Genomic DNA, 16595 nt, shown 5'->3' on the forward strand with positions numbered 1-16595 from the left:
GTATGCGTGCCTCCGCGATCACAAGGAACGCGGGGGAACCGACACCCTCACGGGCACCAGCTCACGGGCCGAACAGGAATCACAGCGTCCGTCCTGCCGGGGCCGGACGGAATCACAGCGTCCGTAGCAGCACCGCCGGCTGTTCCACGCAGTCCGCCACGTAGCGCAGGAAGCCGCCCGCCGTGCCGCCGTCGCACACCCGGTGGTCGAAGGTGAGCGAGAGCTGGACGACCTGCCGCACCGCCAGCTCGCCCCCGTGCACCCACGGCTTGGGGACGATGCGGCCTACGCCGAGCATGGCCGCCTCGGGGTGGTTGATGATCGGTGTGGAGCCGTCGACGCCGAAGACGCCGTAGTTGTTCAGCGTGAAGGTCCCGCCGGTGAGTTCCGCGGGCGTCAGCGTCCCGGTCCGGCCCGCCTCGGTCAGCCGGGCGAACTCCGCGGTCAGCGACTCGGCGTCGCGCGCGTGCGCGTCCCGGACGACCGGGACGACCAGTCCCCGGTCGGTCTGCGCGGCGAAGCCCAGGTGCACGTGGTCGAACCGGACGACCTCCCTGGCCTCCGCGTCCACGGTGGAGTTGAGCTCGGGGAAGCGGGCGAGGGCCGCCGTGCAGATCCGGGCCAGCAGCGCCAGGAGGGAGATCTTCGGGCCGCCGGCCGCGTTCATGGCCGTGCGCGCCCGCATGAGCTCCGTGGCGTCGGCGTCCACCCAGCAGGTCGCGTCCGGGATCTCGCGGCGGCTGCGCGCCAGCTTGTCGGCGACCGCGCCCCGGATGCCCTTGAGCGGGGTGCGGATCTCGCCACGGGCCGCTGTCGCGGTGGGCTGCGCCGCGGCGGCCGTCCCCGCCGCCTGCGGCTCGGGGGTGTGCGGCTCGGCCGTCGGCGCCACCGCACCCGACTGGGCAGCGGCACGCAGCGCGTACTCCACGTCCGCCCGCAGGATCAGCCCGTCGGGGCCGGACCCGGTCAGCTCCCGCAGGTCGAGGCCGTTCTGCCGGGCCAGCCTGCGCACCAGGGGCGAGATCACGGGAACGGGGCCGTCCTCGGTCTCGGGGGCACCCGCCTGCCCGTTCACCGCCGCCGGGACGGTGCTCTGTCCGGTCACCGCCCGAGAACCTGCCGCGGGCGCGCCGGACACCGGCCTGTCCTGCCGCACCCTGCGTCGCCGCGCGGGCGCCTCGGACGTGCCGTAGCCGACCAGGACGTTCCCGGAATTCTCGGCTCCGGCGGCGTCCCCGGTACCGGACTGAGGCCGCTCCCCCACCGCGACCGTGATCAGCGGCGCCCCGACGGGCAGTTCCGTGCCCTCCTCGCCGAAGCGGGCCGTGACCACACCGCCGTAGGGGCAGGGCACCTCCACCATCGCCTTGGCCGTCTCGACCTCGACGACCGGCTGGTCGATCTCGACGAGGTCTCCGACCTCGACGAGCCACCGCACGATTTCCGCCTCGGTGAGCCCTTCGCCGAGGTCGGGCAGCTTGAACTCCAGGCTGTGCATACCAGAAGCGTGTGCCATCAGCTCTCGGCCTCCCACTGCAGACGCCCCACGGCGTCAAGGATCCGGTCCACACCGGGCAGGTGGTGGCGCTCCAGCATCGGCGGCGGATACGGGACGTCGAACCCGGCCACGCGCAGCACCGGCGCCTCCAGGTGGTGGAAACAGCGCTCCGTGACCCGGGCCGCGATCTCCCCGCCCGGGCCGCCGAAGGAGCCCGACTCGTGGACGACGAGCGCGCGTCCCGTCCGCCGCACCGCGGCGCACACCGTCTCGTCGTCGAACGGCACCAGGGAGCGCAGGTCGACGACTTCCAGGTCCCAGCCCTCGGCCCGGGCCGCCTCGGCCGCCTCCATGCAGACGGGTACGGACGGCCCGTACGTGATGAGCGTGGCGCTCCGGCCCGGGCGCCGCACCACCGCGCGGCCTATGGGTGCAACCGGCGCCGGCTCCTCGGGGTTCCAGGAGTCCTTCGACCAGTACAGCCGCTTCGGCTCCAGGAAGACGACCGGGTCGTCGGAGGCGATCGCGGCGCGCAGCAGGCCGTAGGCGTCGGCGACGGTGGCCGGCGTGACGACATGGAGCCCCGGAGTCGCCATGTAGTACGCCTCGGAGGAGTCGCTGTGGTGCTCGACACCGCCGATGCCGCCGCCGTAGGGGACGCGGATGGTGATCGGGAGCGGCATCGTGCCGCGGGTGCGGTTGCGCATGCGGGACACGTGCGAGACGAGCTGTTCGAACGCCGGGTAGGCGAACGCGTCGAACTGCATCTCCACGACCGGGCGCAGGCCGTACATGGCCATGCCCACCGCCGTGCCCAGGATCCCCGCCTCCGCGAGCGGGGTGTCCGTGCAGCGGTCCTCGCCGAACTCCTTGGCGAGTCCGTCGGTGACGCGGAAGACGCCGCCGAGGGTGCCGACGTCCTCGCCCATGACGTGCACGGCGGGGTCGGCGGCCATGGCGTCGCGCAGCGCGCGCGTGAGGGCCTGTGCCATGGTGGCCGGCTTGACGGCGACGGTGGTCATCGGTGCGTGCCCCCCTCCGGCTCGGCCTCGGCCTCCAACTCAGCCCGCAACTGGTCCTGTTGCTCGCGCAGTTGCGCGGTGGGCTCGGCGTAGACGTGGGCGAACAGGTCCATGGGGTCGAGTGCCGGGTCCTGGTTCATGTGCGCGCGCAGGTCGGCGGCCATCGCCTCGGCGGCGTCCCGCGCGGCCTGCTTTCCGGCCTCGTCGAGCAGGCCGCGCGCGGTCAGCTCCCGCTCCAGCAGCTGGATCGGGTCGTGCTCGCGCCAGGTCTCGACCTCGGCGTCGCCGCGGTAGCGGGTCGCGTCGTCGGCGTTCGTGTGGGCGTCGACGCGGTACGTGATCGCCTCGACCAGGGTGGGCCCGCCGCCCGCGCGCGCGTGCCGTACGGCGTCGCTCAGCACCTCGTGCACTGCGGCGGCGTCGTTGCCGTCGACCAGGCGGCCGGGCATGCCGTAGCCGACGGCCTTGTGGGCCAGCGACGGGGCCGCGGTCTGCTTGGCGAGCGGGACGGAGATCGCGAAGCCGTTGTTCTGCACGAGGAAGACCACCGGGGCCTGCCAGACGGCGGCGAAGTTCAGCGCCTCGTGGAAGTCGCCCTCGCTGGTGCCGCCGTCACCGACCATGGCCAGCGCGACCACGTCGTCGCCCTTGAGCCGGGCGGCGTGGGCGAGGCCCACGGCGTGCGGCAGCTGGGTGGCGAGCGGGGTGCACAGGGGGGCGACCCGGTGTTCGTAGGGGTCGTAGCCGGTGTGCCAGTCGCCGCGCAGCAGCGTGAGCGCCTCGACGGGGTCCACGCCGCGGGCCACGACGGCGAGCGTGTCGCGGTAGCTGGGGAAGAGCCAGTCCTGCTCCTTCAGCACGAGCGCGGCGGCGATCTCGCAGGCCTCCTGGCCGGTGGTGGAGGGGTAGACGGCGAGGCGGCCCTGCTTGGTGAGCGCGGTGGCCTGCGCGTTGTAGCGGCGGCCGCGGACCAGCTGGGCGTACAGCGTCCGCAGCAGCTCGGGGTCGGCCTTCGCGGCCGCCTCGGTGCCGAGGACGCGGTACGGCTCAGCGTCGGGCAGCAGCGGCGCGGGGTCCGTGCGGGGCTGCCAGGCGGGCGGCGGGGTCGGCCGGTACGCGCCCCGCTGCTCCATGACCGTCATGACGGCACCTCCTCGTGGGAGCGGCTTCGTGCAGGCGCGTCGGCTGTGACGCGCCTCACCTACCGATTGTTCGGTCGTCGGCACAATTTGGCTACGGGTGGCCTCAGGCTGTGGACAAACGGTTCTCCACAACCTGAGATGGACGCAGTACGTCCATGGTGGGGAGGTCGGCGCAGGTGGCATCTGAACAAATGGCCGAAAGCCAGGAGGACAGCGGCCCGCTGCCCCCGCCGCGTCCGCTGGACGCCATCGACCAGGACATCCTGCGCATGCTCCAGGCGGACGGCCGCGCCTCGATACGGTCGGTCGCCGAGCGGGTCCACGTCTCGCGCGCCAACGCCTACGCCCGCATCAACCGGCTCGTCGAGGACGGTGTCATCCGCGGCTTCGGCGCCCGCGTCAACCACGAACGGGCGGGCCAGGGGACGTCCGCCTACATCACCCTGAAGATCGTGCAGAACTCCTGGCGCACGGTGCGCGAGGAGCTCAGACAGCTGCCCGGTGCCTCGCACATCGCCCTGGTGGGCGGGGATTTCGACGTGCTGCTGCTGGTGCACGTGTCCGACAACCGGGCGCTGCGCGAGCTGGTGCTGACCCGGCTCCAGGCGATCCCGCAGGTGCTCAGCACGCGCACCCTGCTGGTGTTCGAGGAAGAGGACCTGGAGCCGCAGGGCTGAGGCACGCAGGAGCGCGTCACCCGGCTTTGCGCAGACCCCCGAACGCCAGCTGCACCACCGCGTCGGCCACCTCGCGCTCGCTCATGCCCCGCCCGTCCGGCCGGTACCACTCGACGATCGAGTTGATCATGCCGAAGACCAGCCGGGTCACCAGCCGCACCTCTACGTCGCCGCGCACGTCCCCGTCCGCGGCAGCGGCCTTGAGCAGGTCGGCCACCCGGTGGTCGAAGTCGCGGCGGCGCTCCAGGGCCCACCGCTCGGTGTCCGTGTTGCCGCGCACGCGCAGCAGGAGGGTCACGTAGGGCAGTTCGGCTATGAGCACCTCGACCATGCGCCGGACGACGTACTCCAGTCGCTCGGCGGCGGGCCCCACGCGCGCGTGCTCCTCGTCGAGGATCCCGAAGAGGCCGTCCAGCGCCCGGCTCACGGCACGGCGCAGCAGCTCCTCCTTACCGGCGACGTGGTGGTAGATCGACGACTTGGAGATGCCGGCCGCCTTGGAGAGGTGCTCCATGGAGGTGCCGTCGTAGCCGCGCTCGTTGAACACCCGGACGGCGACGGACAGCAGGGTGTCCGGGGTGTAGGTATCGCGCTTGGCGGTGGTCATGAGGCGTTGCCCTCCCGCTTGTCGGAGGCGTGGGCGTGGCGGTACAGCGCGAGGGACGGCGCGTAGCGCCCCGAGGGGTCGCGCAGGTGCAGGTCGTCCAGGAGCGCGTAGGCCCAGCAGCGGCCGAGCCGGCGGCTCCACTCGAAGGGACCCAGGGGGTAGTTGACCCCGAGGCGCATCGCGGTGTCGATGTCCTCCTCGGTGGCCACGCCCTTGGCGACCGCGTCGTGCGCCAGGTCGATGATCCGCGCGACCGTACGGGCGACGATCATGCCGGGTACGTCCCCGATGACGCTGACCTGCTTGCCGAGCGCCTGGAAGAGGCCGGTGGCCTCGGCGAGGGTCTGCGGGGAGGTGTCCTGGGAGGCGGACAGGGCGATCCGGGTGGCCCTGCGGTAGTCCAGGGCGAGGTCGAAGTAGACGACGTCCCGGAACTCCACGGAGGTCTGCCCGTCGGCGAGGACGAGCTGGCCGCCGCTCGGCAGCACCAGGCGGGTGCCGTTGTCGTCGTCCTCGTCGCGGACCCGGATGCCCGCCTCGCGGATCAGCGCGAGCAGGTCGGCGGCCGGGCCCAGGTCGCCCTCGGCGACGACGTACGCGGGCGGCTGCCGCTGCTCGGCGGTGTCCGGCTCGGGGCGCTCGGCGCCGTCCCGGTGGTCGTACCAGCCCTGGCCCGACTTGCGGCCCAGCCGGCCGGACTCGACCAGGCGGCGCTGGGCGAGGGACGGCGTGAAGCGCACGTCCTGGAAGAAGGACTGCCAGACCGACCGCGTGACGGATTCGTTGACGTCCTGGCCGATCAGGTCGGTCAGCTCGAACGCGCCCATCCTGAAGCCGCCCGACTCGCGCAGCACGGCGTCGATGGTGGCCGGGTCGGCGCCCTGCGCCTCGTGGACCGCGAAGGCCTCGGCGTAGAAGGGCCGGGCGATGCGGTTGACGATGAAGCCGGGGGTGTCCGCGCAGGCGACCGGCGTCTTGCCCCAGGCGCGGGCGGTCTCGTACGCGCGCGTGGCGTACGTGACGTCGGTGGCGAACCCGGAGACGACTTCGACCAGCGGGAGCAGCGGCGCGGGGTTGAAGAAGTGCAGACCGACGAAGCGGCCGGGGGTGCGCAGAGCGCCGCCGATGGCGGTGACGGACAAGGACGAGGTGTTGGTGGCGAGCAGGCAGTCGTCGTCGACGACGCCCTCCAGCTCGCGGAACAGGTCCTGTTTGACGTCCAGCCGCTCCAGCACCGCCTCGACGACCAGGGCGCAGTCCGCCAGCTCGGAGAGCGACTCGGCGGGCAGCAGCCGGGCCCGGGCGGCGTCCCGGTCGGCGCCGGTGAGCCGGTCCTTCTCGACGAGCCGGTCGAGGCGGGCCCCGATCGCGTCGGCGGCCTCCCGCGCCCGTCCCGGGAGGGCGTCGTACAGCCGTACGGGATGGCCCGCGACCAGCGCGACCTGGGCGATTCCCTGGCCCATGGTGCCGGTGCCGACGACGGCCACGGGGCTGCTGAGGTCGAGTGCTGTCATGTGCGCGATCCTCCCGCACGGGGTTTTCCACAGATGCGGCGGACCCCCTTGAACCGACCGATCGTTCGGTTACTCTAGCTCTGTCCGTCCGTTCCTGCCCAGGTTTCTGCCCAGGTCATGAACTCGACGAAGAGTTCTTGAGACGAGGAGTTGGTCACCCATGACCGCCGCACTCTCGGCGCACGAGCTGATCGCCCGGCACCGGTCCACCCTCGACCAGGCGCTGGAAGCGATCCGCACGCGCGCGTACTGGTCCCCGCACCCCGAGCACCCCAAGGCCTACGGGGAGAACGGCAGCCTGGACGCGGCCGCGGGCAAGGCCGCCTTCGACGCCCTGCTCGGCACCCGCCTCGACCTCGGCCAGCCGGGCACGGACGACTGGGTGGGCGGCGAGACCTCCCCGTACGGCATCGACCTGGGCGTGACGTACCCGCACGCGGACCTCGACGTGCTGCTGCCCGCCATGAAGGCCGGGCAGCGGGACTGGCGGGACGCGGGCGCGGAGCAGCGCGCGGTGGTCTGCCTGGAGATCCTCAAGCGCATCAGCGACCGGACGCACGAGTTCGCACACGCGGTCATGCACACCTCCGGCCAGGCGTTCATGATGGCGTTCCAGGCGGGCGGGCCGCACGCGCAGGACCGCGGCCTGGAGGCGGTGGCGTACGCGTACGTGGAGCAGGTGCGCACGCCCGACACGGCGGAGTGGACCAAGCCCCAGGGCAAGCGCGACCCGCTGGCCATGACCAAGCAGTTCACGCCCGTCCCGCGCGGCATCGGCCTGGTCATCGGCTGCAACACCTTCCCGACGTGGAACGGCTACCCGGGCCTGTTCGCCTCCCTCGCCACCGGCAACGCGGTCCTGGTCAAGCCCCACCCGCGCGCGGTGCTGCCCCTCGCGCTCACCGTGCAGGTCGCCCGCGAGGTGCTCGCGGAGACCGGCTTCGACCCGAACCTGGTGGCGCTCGCCGCGGAGCGCCCCGGCGAGGGCATCGCGAAGACCCTGGCGACGCGTCCCGAGATCCGGATCATCGACTACACGGGCTCGACCGCGTTCGGCGACTGGCTGGAGGCCAACGCCCGCCAGGCGCAGGTCTACACGGAGAAGGCCGGCGTCAACACGGTGGTCGTCCACTCCACGTCCGACTACAAGGGCATGCTCTCCAACCTCGCGTTCTCGCTGTCCCTGTACAGCGGCCAGATGTGCACGACCCCGCAGAACCTGCTGGTCCCGCGCGAGGGCATCACCACGGACCAGGGCCCCAAGTCGTACGACGAGGTGGTCGCCGACCTCGCCAAGGCGGTCGACGGGCTGCTGGGCGACGACGCCCGGGCGAACGCGCTGCTGGGCGCGATCGTCAACCCGGACGTGAAGGCCCGGCTGGAGTCGGCGGCGGGGCTGGGCGAAGTCGCCCTGGCCTCCCGGGAGATCACCAACCCGGACTTCCCCGGTGCGGTCGTCCGTACGCCGGTGATCGTGAAGCTGGACGGGGCCAAGCCGGACGCGGAGGCCGCGTACATGAGCGAGTGCTTCGGGCCGGTCTCCTTCGCCGTGGCGGTCGACTCGGCGGCGGACGCGGCGGAGTTGCTGCGGCGCACCGTCCGGGAGAAGGGCGCGATGACCGTCGGGGCGTACACGACCGACCCGGAGGTCGAGCAGGCCGTGCGGGAGGTGTGCCTGGAGGAGGCGGCGCAGTTGTCACTGAATCTCACGGGCGGGGTGTATGTGAACCAGACGGCCGCGTTCTCCGACTTCCATGGGTCGGGCGGCAATCCGGCGGCGAGTGCGGCGCTGTGTGACGGGGCGTTCGTCGCCAACCGGTTCAGGGTTGTGGAGGTGCGGCGGGAGGCCTGACGCCTCGGTGGGCCGCCTGGTAAACGCTCCCCGATAGCCAGCTTCACCCGTTGGGAGTACGGGGCAACTGGTGCAGAACTAGGGCCTGTCGTTTGGATCACGTCGCAGACGCGGGGGCTGAGTGGCACTGTCACTTCCCTGCGAACTGATCCAAATGACAGGCCCTAGGTGAAAGGAGAAATGCGTTGTTCACATTCCAGCCACGCCGCAGCTCCAGTGGTACAGGGCCATCGCCACGCTCGTCGCCAGGTTGTAGCTGCTGACCTGGGGGCGCATCGGCAGGGACAGCAACTGGTCCGCACGCGTGCGTAGTTCCGGTGACAGGCCCGTGCGTTCCGATCCGAAGGCGAGGACGGCGTCGTCCGGGAGCTTCGTGGCCCGGATGTCGTCGCCCTCCGGGTCCAGCGCGAACAGCGGGCCGGGCGGCAGGTCGGACACCTCCAGCCGTTCCACCGCCGTCGCGAAGTGCAGCCCGGCCCCGCCGCGTACGACGGTGGGGTGCCAGGGGTCGACCGTCCCCGTCGTCACCACGCCCGTCGCCCCGAGGCCGGCGGCCAGGCGGATCACCGCCCCCGCGTTGCCCAGGTTGCGCGGGTTGTCGAGGACCACGACGGGGGCCGTGCGAGGGGTGTGCGCCAGCTTCTCCAGGTTGGACGCGCGGGAGGGCCGTACGGCCAGGGCGGCCACGGCGGTGGGGTGCGGGCGCGGGACGAACGACGCGTACGTCTCGTGCGGCACCTCCGTCAGCAGCCCGGCCAGCGCGTCCTGTACGTCGGGAGCCAACTCGTCGGCGAGGGCGAGCGTGGCCGCCCGGTCGGCGGCGACCGCGACCGGCACCTCGGCGCCGAAGCGCACGGCGTGCTTCAGGGCGTGGAAGCCGTCGAGCAGGACGCTGCTGCCGGCGAGCCGGCGCCAGACGGTGACGGGGTCGGTCATGTCCCGAAGCCTACGTGCGTGGCCTCGGGGCGTTCGTGGGCGTGCTGGTCGGGGGACTGCGCGGGCCCGCCGCGCCGCAGCAGCCGGTCACGCGCGCGGGCCGCCCCGCCGCCCAGGCGGCGCAGGAAGGTCGTCGGCAGGAACACCGCGTCCGCCGCGATCATCGCCAGCGAGAAGAACGGCAGTCCGAGCACGACGGCGATCACGGCGTGCTCGGTGATCATGACCGCGAGCAGGACGTTCTTCACCCGCCGGTTGAACAGCGTGAACGGGAAGGCGACCTGCACGAGGACCGTCCCGTAGGTCACCAGCATCACCATCGTGCCGCTGGCGGTCAGCAGGTCGGCGAGCCCGGGCCAGGGCGAGAAGTACTCCAGGTGGAGCGGGTAGTAGACGGCGGTGCCGTCCTGCCAGCGGGAGCCCTGGATCTTGTACCAGCCGGCAGTCGCGTAGATCAGGCACGCCTCGGCCATGATCACGAGCAGGGCGCCGTTGTGCACGATGTTGGCGACGACGTCGAGCATGATCCGCGGCTCACCGGGCTTCGCGCGGCGCCCCGTCAGCCACCACAGGGCCTGCGCCACCCACACGGTCCACAGCAGCGCCGGTATCAGCCGGTCGCCCTCCATCCGGCCGGCCAGGGTCACCCCGACCAGCACGAACCCGAGCACACCCCACAGGGCCGGGCCGGTCCGGTCCCTGACCCGCTCACCCCGCGCGTGTGCCGCCCGGGCGCGCGCGGCCCGCCGGGCGTCCAGCGACCACACCTGGGCGCAGCGCGTGAACACCAGGTAGATCGACATCAGGTGCAGCACGTTGTCGCCACCGTCGCCCATGAAGACGCTGCGGTTCTGGAGCGACAGCACGCCGACCATGAACAGCACCGACAGGGTGCGGGTGCGCCAGCCCAGCATCAGCAGGGCACTGGCGAGGATCGCGAGCAGGTAGACGCTCTCGAACCAGATCCCGCCGTCCGACCACATGAGAGCGGTGAACGCCTTGTTGGTCCCGATCAACTGCTCGGCGAGACCCCAGCTCCAGGGCCCGTCGGGGCCGTAGAGCTCGTGGCGGTGGGGGAACTCGCGCAGCAGGAACAGCAGCCAGGTCGCACTGAAGCCGATGCGGATCACGGCGGTCTGATAGGGGCCGAGGGCGGCCTCGGTGACCCGGGCGACACCGCGCGAGAAGGCCAGGGAAAAGCGGTTCACCGCACGCCACCCCCGGCCTCGTCCTGCGGCACCGGCCACCACGGCAGCTCGCGGTAGACCGGCGTCGTGGAGACCTTCTCCCGGCTCCACCGCGGCGGGGGCACGTTGCTGGTGCGGGAGCGGACCTGGACCCGCTCGATGACACCGGCACCCCCGGTGGTGGCCCGCACGGCGTCGTCGCGGTCGAGGCGCAGCACCACGATCCGGCGCAGGTACGACTCGGAGAGCGAGCCGCGCAGGCCCACCGGGCGGTCCTCGCTGTCGTGGGTCGCAAGGAAGAAGTCCCAGGCGCGGCGCAGCTCGTTCTGCTGGGTGTGGCTGGGCAGCAGGTTGCCGTCGATGGCCCGGCCGTCCTCGGCGGACAGGTCGTACCAGCCGGTGGTCAGCGTCCCGCCTTCCCCGTCCCGGACCTCGGCGCGGACCTGGATGGAGATGTTCTGCTGGAGCGGGTTCGGCGCGAAGAGCTTCCAGTTCTGCTCGAACTCGGGATAGATCCAGTCGTCCACGGCCGTGCCGTGCTCCCTGGTGACGGTGTTCGGCGGCGCGACGTGCAGGAACGTCATCCCGAGGTGCACACACACCCCGACCGCCACGACCGCGAGCGCCAGCGCGACACCTATCTGGTAGCGCAGGGAGAGCGCGGCTATACCGGTGCGGGGTCCGGCGAACGGGTCCGGCTCGGCGGGCGGGTCCGGCTCGGCAGGCGGGTGGGGCTCGGCAGGACCGACCGCCGGGACAGACCCGCCCGACTCGGCCGGCACACCCGGCGCGGCCGGCCCGTCCAGCCCGTGCCGGGCGTTCGAGCCTCCGTCGTACGCGTCCATTCAGCCCCGTTCCACGATCCCGGTCCGTCGTTCCGTCCGCCCGGTCGCGAGGGCGTCGCACCGCCCGCGCACCGCTGCGCGACGTCGGCACGGGCACGGTACTCAGGCCGCCCACCCGGGCACAGCCTCTTCGTCCGGTTCCGGCCGTGGCCGTCACCACACCACGGAAGCCGCCCCTCGGCGGACCGGATGCCGACCGGATGCCGACGGGAAGCCGACCGTACGGCGCTCGCGGCGGCCGGGGAGCAGTGATCCCCCCGGTCCACAGGGGACCCCCGCAGGTTATCCACAGGGCGCCCGGGCAGCTCGTCCGCAGGAGTGACACCCTACGGCGTCCGCCCGTACGCCCATTCCCTTCTTCTAGAACGTGTTCTATCTTGCGCCCGTCAGCTCAACGGGACCGGCCGGAAGGACAGGCACCGTGGACTTCAGCTTCACCGAGGAGCAGCAGGCGGCGGCCGAGGCGGCGAAGGGCGTGTTCACCGCGGTCGCGCCGGACGCCGTGCCCAGCCCGGCCCTGACTGCGGGCGCGGTCGCCGACACCTTCGACCGCGCCCTGTGGGCCAAGCTCGCCGACGCCGACCTGCTGAGCCTGCTGCTGGACGCGCACTACGGCGGGGCAGGCCTGGACGCGATCGCGCTGTGCCTGGTGCTGCGGGAGTCGGGGCGGGTGCTGGCCAGGGTGCCGCTGCTGGAGAACAGCGCGGCAGCCGCCGTCGTCCAGGCCTACGGCAGCGAGGAGGCGAAGGCCACCCTGGCGGCCCGGGCGGGCCGGGGCGAGCTCGTGCTGACCGTCGCCGCACACGGCCGCACCGGCCACGACCCGGCCGAGCTCGCCGTCACCGCACGGCGGGACGGCGAGGCGTGGGTGCTGGACGGAGTGCAGACGGCGGTGCCGTGGGCGTACGACGCGGACGTCACGGTCGTCCCCGCGCACACGGAGACGGGCCGGACCGTGCTGGCGTTGGTGCCGCGTGGCCACGAGGGGGCCGTCCTCACCGAGCAGTTCTCCACGAGCGGTGAGCGGCTCGGCGAGCTGCGGCTGGAGTCGGCGCGGCTGACCGCCCGGGACGTGATCGACGCCGACGGGGCGTGGGAGTGGCTGCGGGACCTGCTGGCCACCGGGACGTGTGCGCTGGCGCTCGGGCTCGGGGAGCGCGTGCTGCGGATGACCGGCGCGTACACGAGCGAGCGGGAGCAGTTCGGCTTCCCGATCGCGACCTTCCAGGCCGTCGCCGTGCAGGCCGCCGACCGCTACATCGACCTGCGCGCGATGGAGGCCACGCTGTGGCAGGCCGCGTGGCGGATCGCCTCGGGGGCCCCGGGCGCGCTGCCCGCCACCGGTGACGTCGCCGTCGCCAAGATCTGGGCGGCGGAGGGCGTACGCCGGGTCGTGCAGACCGCGCAGCACCTGCACGGCGGGTTCGGCGCCGACGTCGACTACCCCCTGCACCGGTACCACGCCTGGGCCAAGCACCTGGAGCTGTCACTCGGCCCGGCGGCGGCGCACGAGGAGACCTTGGGCGACCTGCTGGCGGCCCATCCCCTGGCCTGAACCCACCGGCGGCTGCGGCGGAGGGCGCTACAGCCGCTACAGGACGAACCCGGGCTGCCCGTCGTCCGTCACGACGGGACGGCCCGCCGCCTCCCACACCTGCATGCCGCCGTCGACGTTCACGGCGTCGATGCCCTGCTGGGCCAGGTACATGGTGACCTGGGCGGAACGCCCGCCGGACCGGCAGATCACATGGATCCGGCCGTCCTGCGGGGCGGCCTCGGTCAGCTCGCCGTACCGGGCGACGAAGTCGCTGATGGGGATGTGCAGCGCCCCTTCGGCATGACCGGCCTTCCACTCGTCGTCCTCCCGGACGTCCAGCAGGAAGTCGCCGTCCTTGAGGTCCGCGACCTCGACCGTGGGCACACCAGCTCCGAAACTCATGCGTCCGACGCTACCCGAACCGGCCCGTGCCCCGCCCTGACCCGGACGACAGGCCCTACGGGGTGTCCGCGAGCAGCGCGGCCAGCTCCCGCTCCCGCTCGGTGACCTGGGTGAGCAGCTGCTGCCCGATCTCGTCCAGGAGGCCGTCCGGGTCGTCCGGGGCCAGCTGGAGCATGTGGCCTATGGCGCTCTCCTCCAGCTCCTTGGCGAGCAGGGCGAGCAGCTCCTTGCGCTGGGCGAGCCATTCGAGGCGGGCGTAGAGCTCCTCGGCGCGGCTCGGGCCCCGCTTCAGCTCTGGCCCCTTGGCCCACTCCTCGGCGAGCTCGCGCAGCTCCGCCTCGTCGCCCCGGGCGTAGGCGGCGTTCACCCGGGTGATGAACTCCTCGCGCCGCGCGCGTTCCTGCTCCTCCTGCGCCAGGTCCGGGTGGGCCTTGCGGGCCAGCTCGCGGTAGAGCTTGCGGGCCTCCTCGCTGGGGCGGACCCGCTGCGGTGGCCGGACCGCCTGGTCCGTGAGCATCGCCACGGCCTCCGGGAACAGGCCGCTGTCGTCCATCCAGCCGTGCAGCAGCTCCTCGACGCCGGGGATCGGCGCGAGCCGGGCCCTTGCCTCCTCCGCGCGGCGCCGGTCCTCCGCGTCGCCGCTGCGGGCGGCCCTGGCCTCCAGGATCCGGGCGTCCAGCTCCTCCAGCCGGGCGTACACCGGACCGAGCTTCTGTTCGTGCAGCCGGGAGAAGTTCTCGACCTCGACGCGGAAGGTCTCCACCGCGATCTCGTACTCGATCAGCGCCTGCTCGGCGGCCCGCACGGCCTTCTCCAGCCGCGCCTCGGGCCGCGCCGCCTCGCCTTCGCTCTGCGCCGCACCGTCCTCGGGGCGAACCTCGCCGTCCTCGGCACGCGCCGCGTCACCTTCGGGCGTCACCCGTTCCTCACCGGCGCCGCCACCACCCTGCTCAGCTTCCGGGGTCGTCACCCGACCAGCGTAGGCCACGGCCCGGCCACTCCCGCGCTCCGGACAGCCGCGCGCCCGCAGAGCCCAGGAGTCACACCCCCGTCTCCGCCGCGACCTTCCCCGCCCGCACCGCCGCCACCAGGTCCGCGTGGTCCGCCTCCGTACGGTCCGCATAGGCGACGGCGAACGCGGCCATCGCCTCGTCCAGCTCCTCGCTCTTGCCGCAGTAGCCGGCGATGAGGCGGGGGTCGGCGCTGTGGGCGTGGGCGCGGGCCAGGAGGGCGCCGGTCATCCGGCCGTAGTCGTCTATCTGGTCGGCTGCCAGGGCGGCCGGATCGACGCTGCCCTTGCGGTTGCGGAACTGGCGGACCTGGAAGGGGCGCCCGTCGACCGTCGTCCAGCCCAGCAGGATGTCGCTCACGACCTGCATCCGCTTCTGCCCCAGGACGACCCGCCGGCCCTCGTGGCCGGCCGCCGGCGCGTCGAAACCGGCCGTCACCAGGTGCGGCACGAGCGCCGACGCCCGCGCCTCCTTCACCTGGAGCACCAGCGGCTCGCCCCGGTGGTCCAGGAGCAGCACGACGTAGGACCGGGTGCCGACGCTGCCGGTGCCGACGACGCGGAACGCCACGTCGTGCACCGCGTGCCGGGCGAGGAGCGGCAGCCGGTCCTCCGGCAGCGTGCCGACGTACTCCTCCAGGGACGCCGCAACCGCCGCGGCCTCCTCGTCCGGGACGCGCCGCAGCACCGGCGGGGCGTCGACGAAGCGGCGCCCGCCGTCCTCGGTGGCCTCCGTCGACTTGGCCGCGAAACGGCCGCTGGTGTTGTGGCGGGCCTTCTCGGAGACCCGCTCCAGCGTGCCGAGCAGGTCATGGGCGTCCGTGTGGGAGACGAGCTCCTCGTCCGCGATGGCGTTCCACGCGTCCAGCACCGGGAGCCTCGCCAGCAGCCGCATGGTGCGGCGGTAGGCACCCACCGCGTCACAGGCCGCCTTGCGGCACCTGTCCTCGTCCGCTCCGGCCTCCCGGCCCGCGAGCACCAGGGACGCCGCGAGGCGCTTCACGTCCCACTCCCAGGGGCCGAGCACCGTCTCGTCGAAGTCGTTCAGATCGATGACCAGGCCGCCGCGGGCGTCGCCGTACAGGCCGAAGTTGGCCGCGTGGGCGTCGCCGCAGATCTGGGCCCGGATCCGGGTCATGGGGGTGCGCGCCAGGTCGTGGGCCATGAGGCCCGCGGCGCCGCGCAGGAACGCGAACGGGGTGGCGGCCATGCGGCCGACCCGGATCGGCGTCAGCTCGGGGAGCCGGCCGCGCCCCGACTCCTCGACCGCGCTCACCGCATCGGGCCGGGACTCGTCCGGATCGAGCGTGGCATGCGCGCTGCGCGGGATCCGCTTGCGCAGGGCCTTGCCCTCGTCCTTGGGCGAGCCCTCGACGGGCCACTCGGCGAAACCGCGCACCCGCGGCAGCCGACGGGTCGCCCCGTGCGCCGCCCCGCCCTCGGCCCCAGCACCGTCCCTGGTCACACCGACCGCCTCCCCCGCACGGGCACGAACATCAACTCGTGCCGACCGTACAGCCGACGGCCGGAACGCGTCAGACCCTGTGGACATCTCCACAGCTGTGGACAACCCATGCGGAGCAGAAAGGAACAGGCAAGGACGGACAGCGACACTCACGGGGCCGTCGCACTCGGGCCGGCTCCTACGCCCCCGACGAGACCTGCGCCGCCGGCACGGCCCCCTCCTGCACCTGCACCCGCCCCTGCACGGGCACCTCCACCTGCCCCTGCGCCAGCACCCGCTCGGCCCGCTCCGCGGAGATGTCGAGCCGGGCCAGCACCGCGGGGACGGCGATGCTCGGCAGGAAGTGTTCGAACATCACGATGATGCGGCGCTCCAGGTCCTGCCGCTGGCAGCGCAACTGGGACAGCAGCTGCACCCCCGAGAAGCTGCCGACCAGCAGCTCCGCCGTCTCGGCCACGTCGACATGCGGCAGCAGTTCGCCCTGCGCCTTCGCCTCGGCCAGCATCTGCACGTTCTGGTCGATCCACATCCGGAAGGCCGGAGTGCGGTCGAGGTCCATGGCCCCCTGGTCGAGGGCGAGCCCCACACTGGCGCGAACCAGCGGTTCGGACCGCAGCCGGCGGGCCAGCACCAGCCCGGAGTCGACGAGTTCCTGGAGCTTGCTGGACTGGGGCGGGAGCGTGATCCCGAGCTGCTCCTCGAACACCCCGACCGCCAGCTCCTCCTTGGAACCGAAGTGGAAGTACAGCGCGCCCTTGGTGACGCCCGCCCGGTCCAGGATCTCCCCGATGGTCGCCGAGGTGTAGCCACGTTCGTCGAAGACGGCCGCGGCCGCTTCGAGGATGGTCCGCCGGGTGCGGATCGCGCGCTCCTGTCGCGCCATCGGGTGCCTCCTGATCTCC

At 72.8% G+C, this 16595-nt stretch carries 15 protein-coding genes; 3 read left to right on the top strand and 12 right to left on the bottom strand.

All coding sequences use genetic code 11. From position 1 onward, the window contains the following. Positions 1-112: 112 nt before the first annotated feature. Genes SCNRRL3882_RS20090 through pdhA form a run of 3 tightly spaced genes read right to left on the bottom strand, consistent with a single transcriptional unit; the run spans position 113 to position 3662 of the window. Positions 113-1516: a dihydrolipoamide acetyltransferase family protein gene (locus tag SCNRRL3882_RS20090; RefSeq protein WP_029180670.1), complete on the bottom strand. Its 1404-nt coding sequence runs from the start codon at positions 1514-1516 to the stop codon at positions 113-115. Next, the gene (locus tag SCNRRL3882_RS20095; RefSeq protein ID WP_010032533.1) at positions 1516-2520 is read right to left on the bottom strand and encodes an alpha-ketoacid dehydrogenase subunit beta; all 1005 of its coding nucleotides are present in this window, start codon (positions 2518-2520) and stop codon (positions 1516-1518) included. The genes SCNRRL3882_RS20090 and SCNRRL3882_RS20095 overlap by 1 nt, the downstream gene beginning before the upstream one ends. Then, positions 2517-3662, bottom strand: coding sequence for a pyruvate dehydrogenase (acetyl-transferring) E1 component subunit alpha (gene pdhA / locus SCNRRL3882_RS20100; protein WP_010032534.1), 1146 nt, complete (start codon positions 3660-3662; stop codon positions 2517-2519). The genes SCNRRL3882_RS20095 and pdhA overlap by 4 nt, the downstream gene beginning before the upstream one ends. A gap of 191 nt (positions 3663-3853) precedes the next feature. On the opposite strand from pdhA, the gene SCNRRL3882_RS20105 reads away from it, so the two are divergent. Next, positions 3854-4339 (top strand): Lrp/AsnC family transcriptional regulator, encoded by a 486-nt coding sequence (locus SCNRRL3882_RS20105; RefSeq protein WP_010032535.1) that lies wholly within the window; start codon positions 3854-3856, stop codon positions 4337-4339. 16 nt (positions 4340-4355) lie between these two features. Here the strand turns inward: SCNRRL3882_RS20105 and SCNRRL3882_RS20110 are convergent, their stop codons facing one another. Both SCNRRL3882_RS20110 and SCNRRL3882_RS20115 read right to left on the bottom strand, forming a co-directional pair. Next, entirely contained in the window at positions 4356-4946 is a 591-nt protein-coding gene (locus tag SCNRRL3882_RS20110) for a TetR/AcrR family transcriptional regulator (protein WP_010032538.1), read from the bottom strand. Further along, positions 4943-6460, bottom strand: a complete 1518-nt coding sequence (locus tag SCNRRL3882_RS20115; RefSeq protein ID WP_010032540.1) for a 3-hydroxyacyl-CoA dehydrogenase — start codon at positions 6458-6460, stop codon at positions 4943-4945. Before SCNRRL3882_RS20115 ends, SCNRRL3882_RS20110 begins: the two co-directional genes overlap by 4 nt. 160 nt (positions 6461-6620) lie before the next feature. Between SCNRRL3882_RS20115 and paaN the strand changes: the two genes are divergently transcribed. Then, on the top strand, positions 6621-8312 hold the full coding sequence (gene paaN / locus SCNRRL3882_RS20120; RefSeq protein ID WP_010032543.1) for a phenylacetic acid degradation protein PaaN: 1692 nt from the start codon (positions 6621-6623) through the stop codon (positions 8310-8312). Positions 8313-8501: 189 nt separating this feature from the next. Here the strand turns inward: paaN and SCNRRL3882_RS20125 are convergent, their stop codons facing one another. From SCNRRL3882_RS20125 to SCNRRL3882_RS20135, 3 genes are read right to left on the bottom strand one after another with little or no spacing between them, the layout of a single operon-like run. Beyond that, complete coding sequence (locus tag SCNRRL3882_RS20125) at positions 8502-9248, bottom strand: TrmH family RNA methyltransferase (protein ID WP_010032545.1); 747 nt, start codon at positions 9246-9248, stop codon at positions 8502-8504. Further along, positions 9245-10456, bottom strand: a complete 1212-nt coding sequence (locus tag SCNRRL3882_RS20130; protein WP_010032547.1) for an HTTM domain-containing protein — start codon at positions 10454-10456, stop codon at positions 9245-9247. The genes SCNRRL3882_RS20125 and SCNRRL3882_RS20130 overlap by 4 nt, the downstream gene beginning before the upstream one ends. After that, positions 10453-11280 (bottom strand): DUF5819 family protein, encoded by an 828-nt coding sequence (locus SCNRRL3882_RS20135; RefSeq protein ID WP_010032548.1) that lies wholly within the window; start codon positions 11278-11280, stop codon positions 10453-10455. Before SCNRRL3882_RS20135 ends, SCNRRL3882_RS20130 begins: the two co-directional genes overlap by 4 nt. Positions 11281-11701: 421 nt before the next feature. Between SCNRRL3882_RS20135 and SCNRRL3882_RS20140 the strand changes: the two genes are divergently transcribed. After that, positions 11702-12835 carry an acyl-CoA dehydrogenase family protein gene (locus SCNRRL3882_RS20140; RefSeq protein ID WP_010032549.1) on the top strand — a complete coding sequence of 378 codons (1134 nt, stop codon included), beginning with the start codon at positions 11702-11704 and terminating at the stop codon, positions 12833-12835. 36 nt (positions 12836-12871) lie between these two features. On the opposite strand, the gene SCNRRL3882_RS20145 is transcribed toward SCNRRL3882_RS20140, so the two are convergent. The 4 genes from SCNRRL3882_RS20145 to SCNRRL3882_RS20160 form a co-directional block, all read right to left on the bottom strand. After that, positions 12872-13201, bottom strand: a complete 330-nt coding sequence (locus SCNRRL3882_RS20145; protein ID WP_010032550.1) for a rhodanese-like domain-containing protein — start codon at positions 13199-13201, stop codon at positions 12872-12874. Between the two features lie 73 nt (positions 13202-13274). Next, entirely contained in the window at positions 13275-14189 is a 915-nt protein-coding gene (locus SCNRRL3882_RS20150; RefSeq protein WP_231911149.1) for a hypothetical protein, read from the bottom strand. Positions 14190-14259: 70 nt separating this feature from the next. After that, positions 14260-15693 (bottom strand): DUF2252 domain-containing protein, encoded by a 1434-nt coding sequence (locus SCNRRL3882_RS20155; RefSeq protein WP_010032556.1) that lies wholly within the window; start codon positions 15691-15693, stop codon positions 14260-14262. Between the two features lie 178 nt (positions 15694-15871). Further along, positions 15872-16576: a ScbR family autoregulator-binding transcription factor gene (locus SCNRRL3882_RS20160; protein ID WP_010032559.1), complete on the bottom strand. Its 705-nt coding sequence runs from the start codon at positions 16574-16576 to the stop codon at positions 15872-15874. Between the last annotated feature and the right edge of the window lie 19 nt (positions 16577-16595).

The organism is Streptomyces chartreusis NRRL 3882, from assembly GCF_900236475.1.
GTDB classification, from domain to species: domain Bacteria; phylum Actinomycetota; class Actinomycetes; order Streptomycetales; family Streptomycetaceae; genus Streptomyces; species Streptomyces chartreusis_D.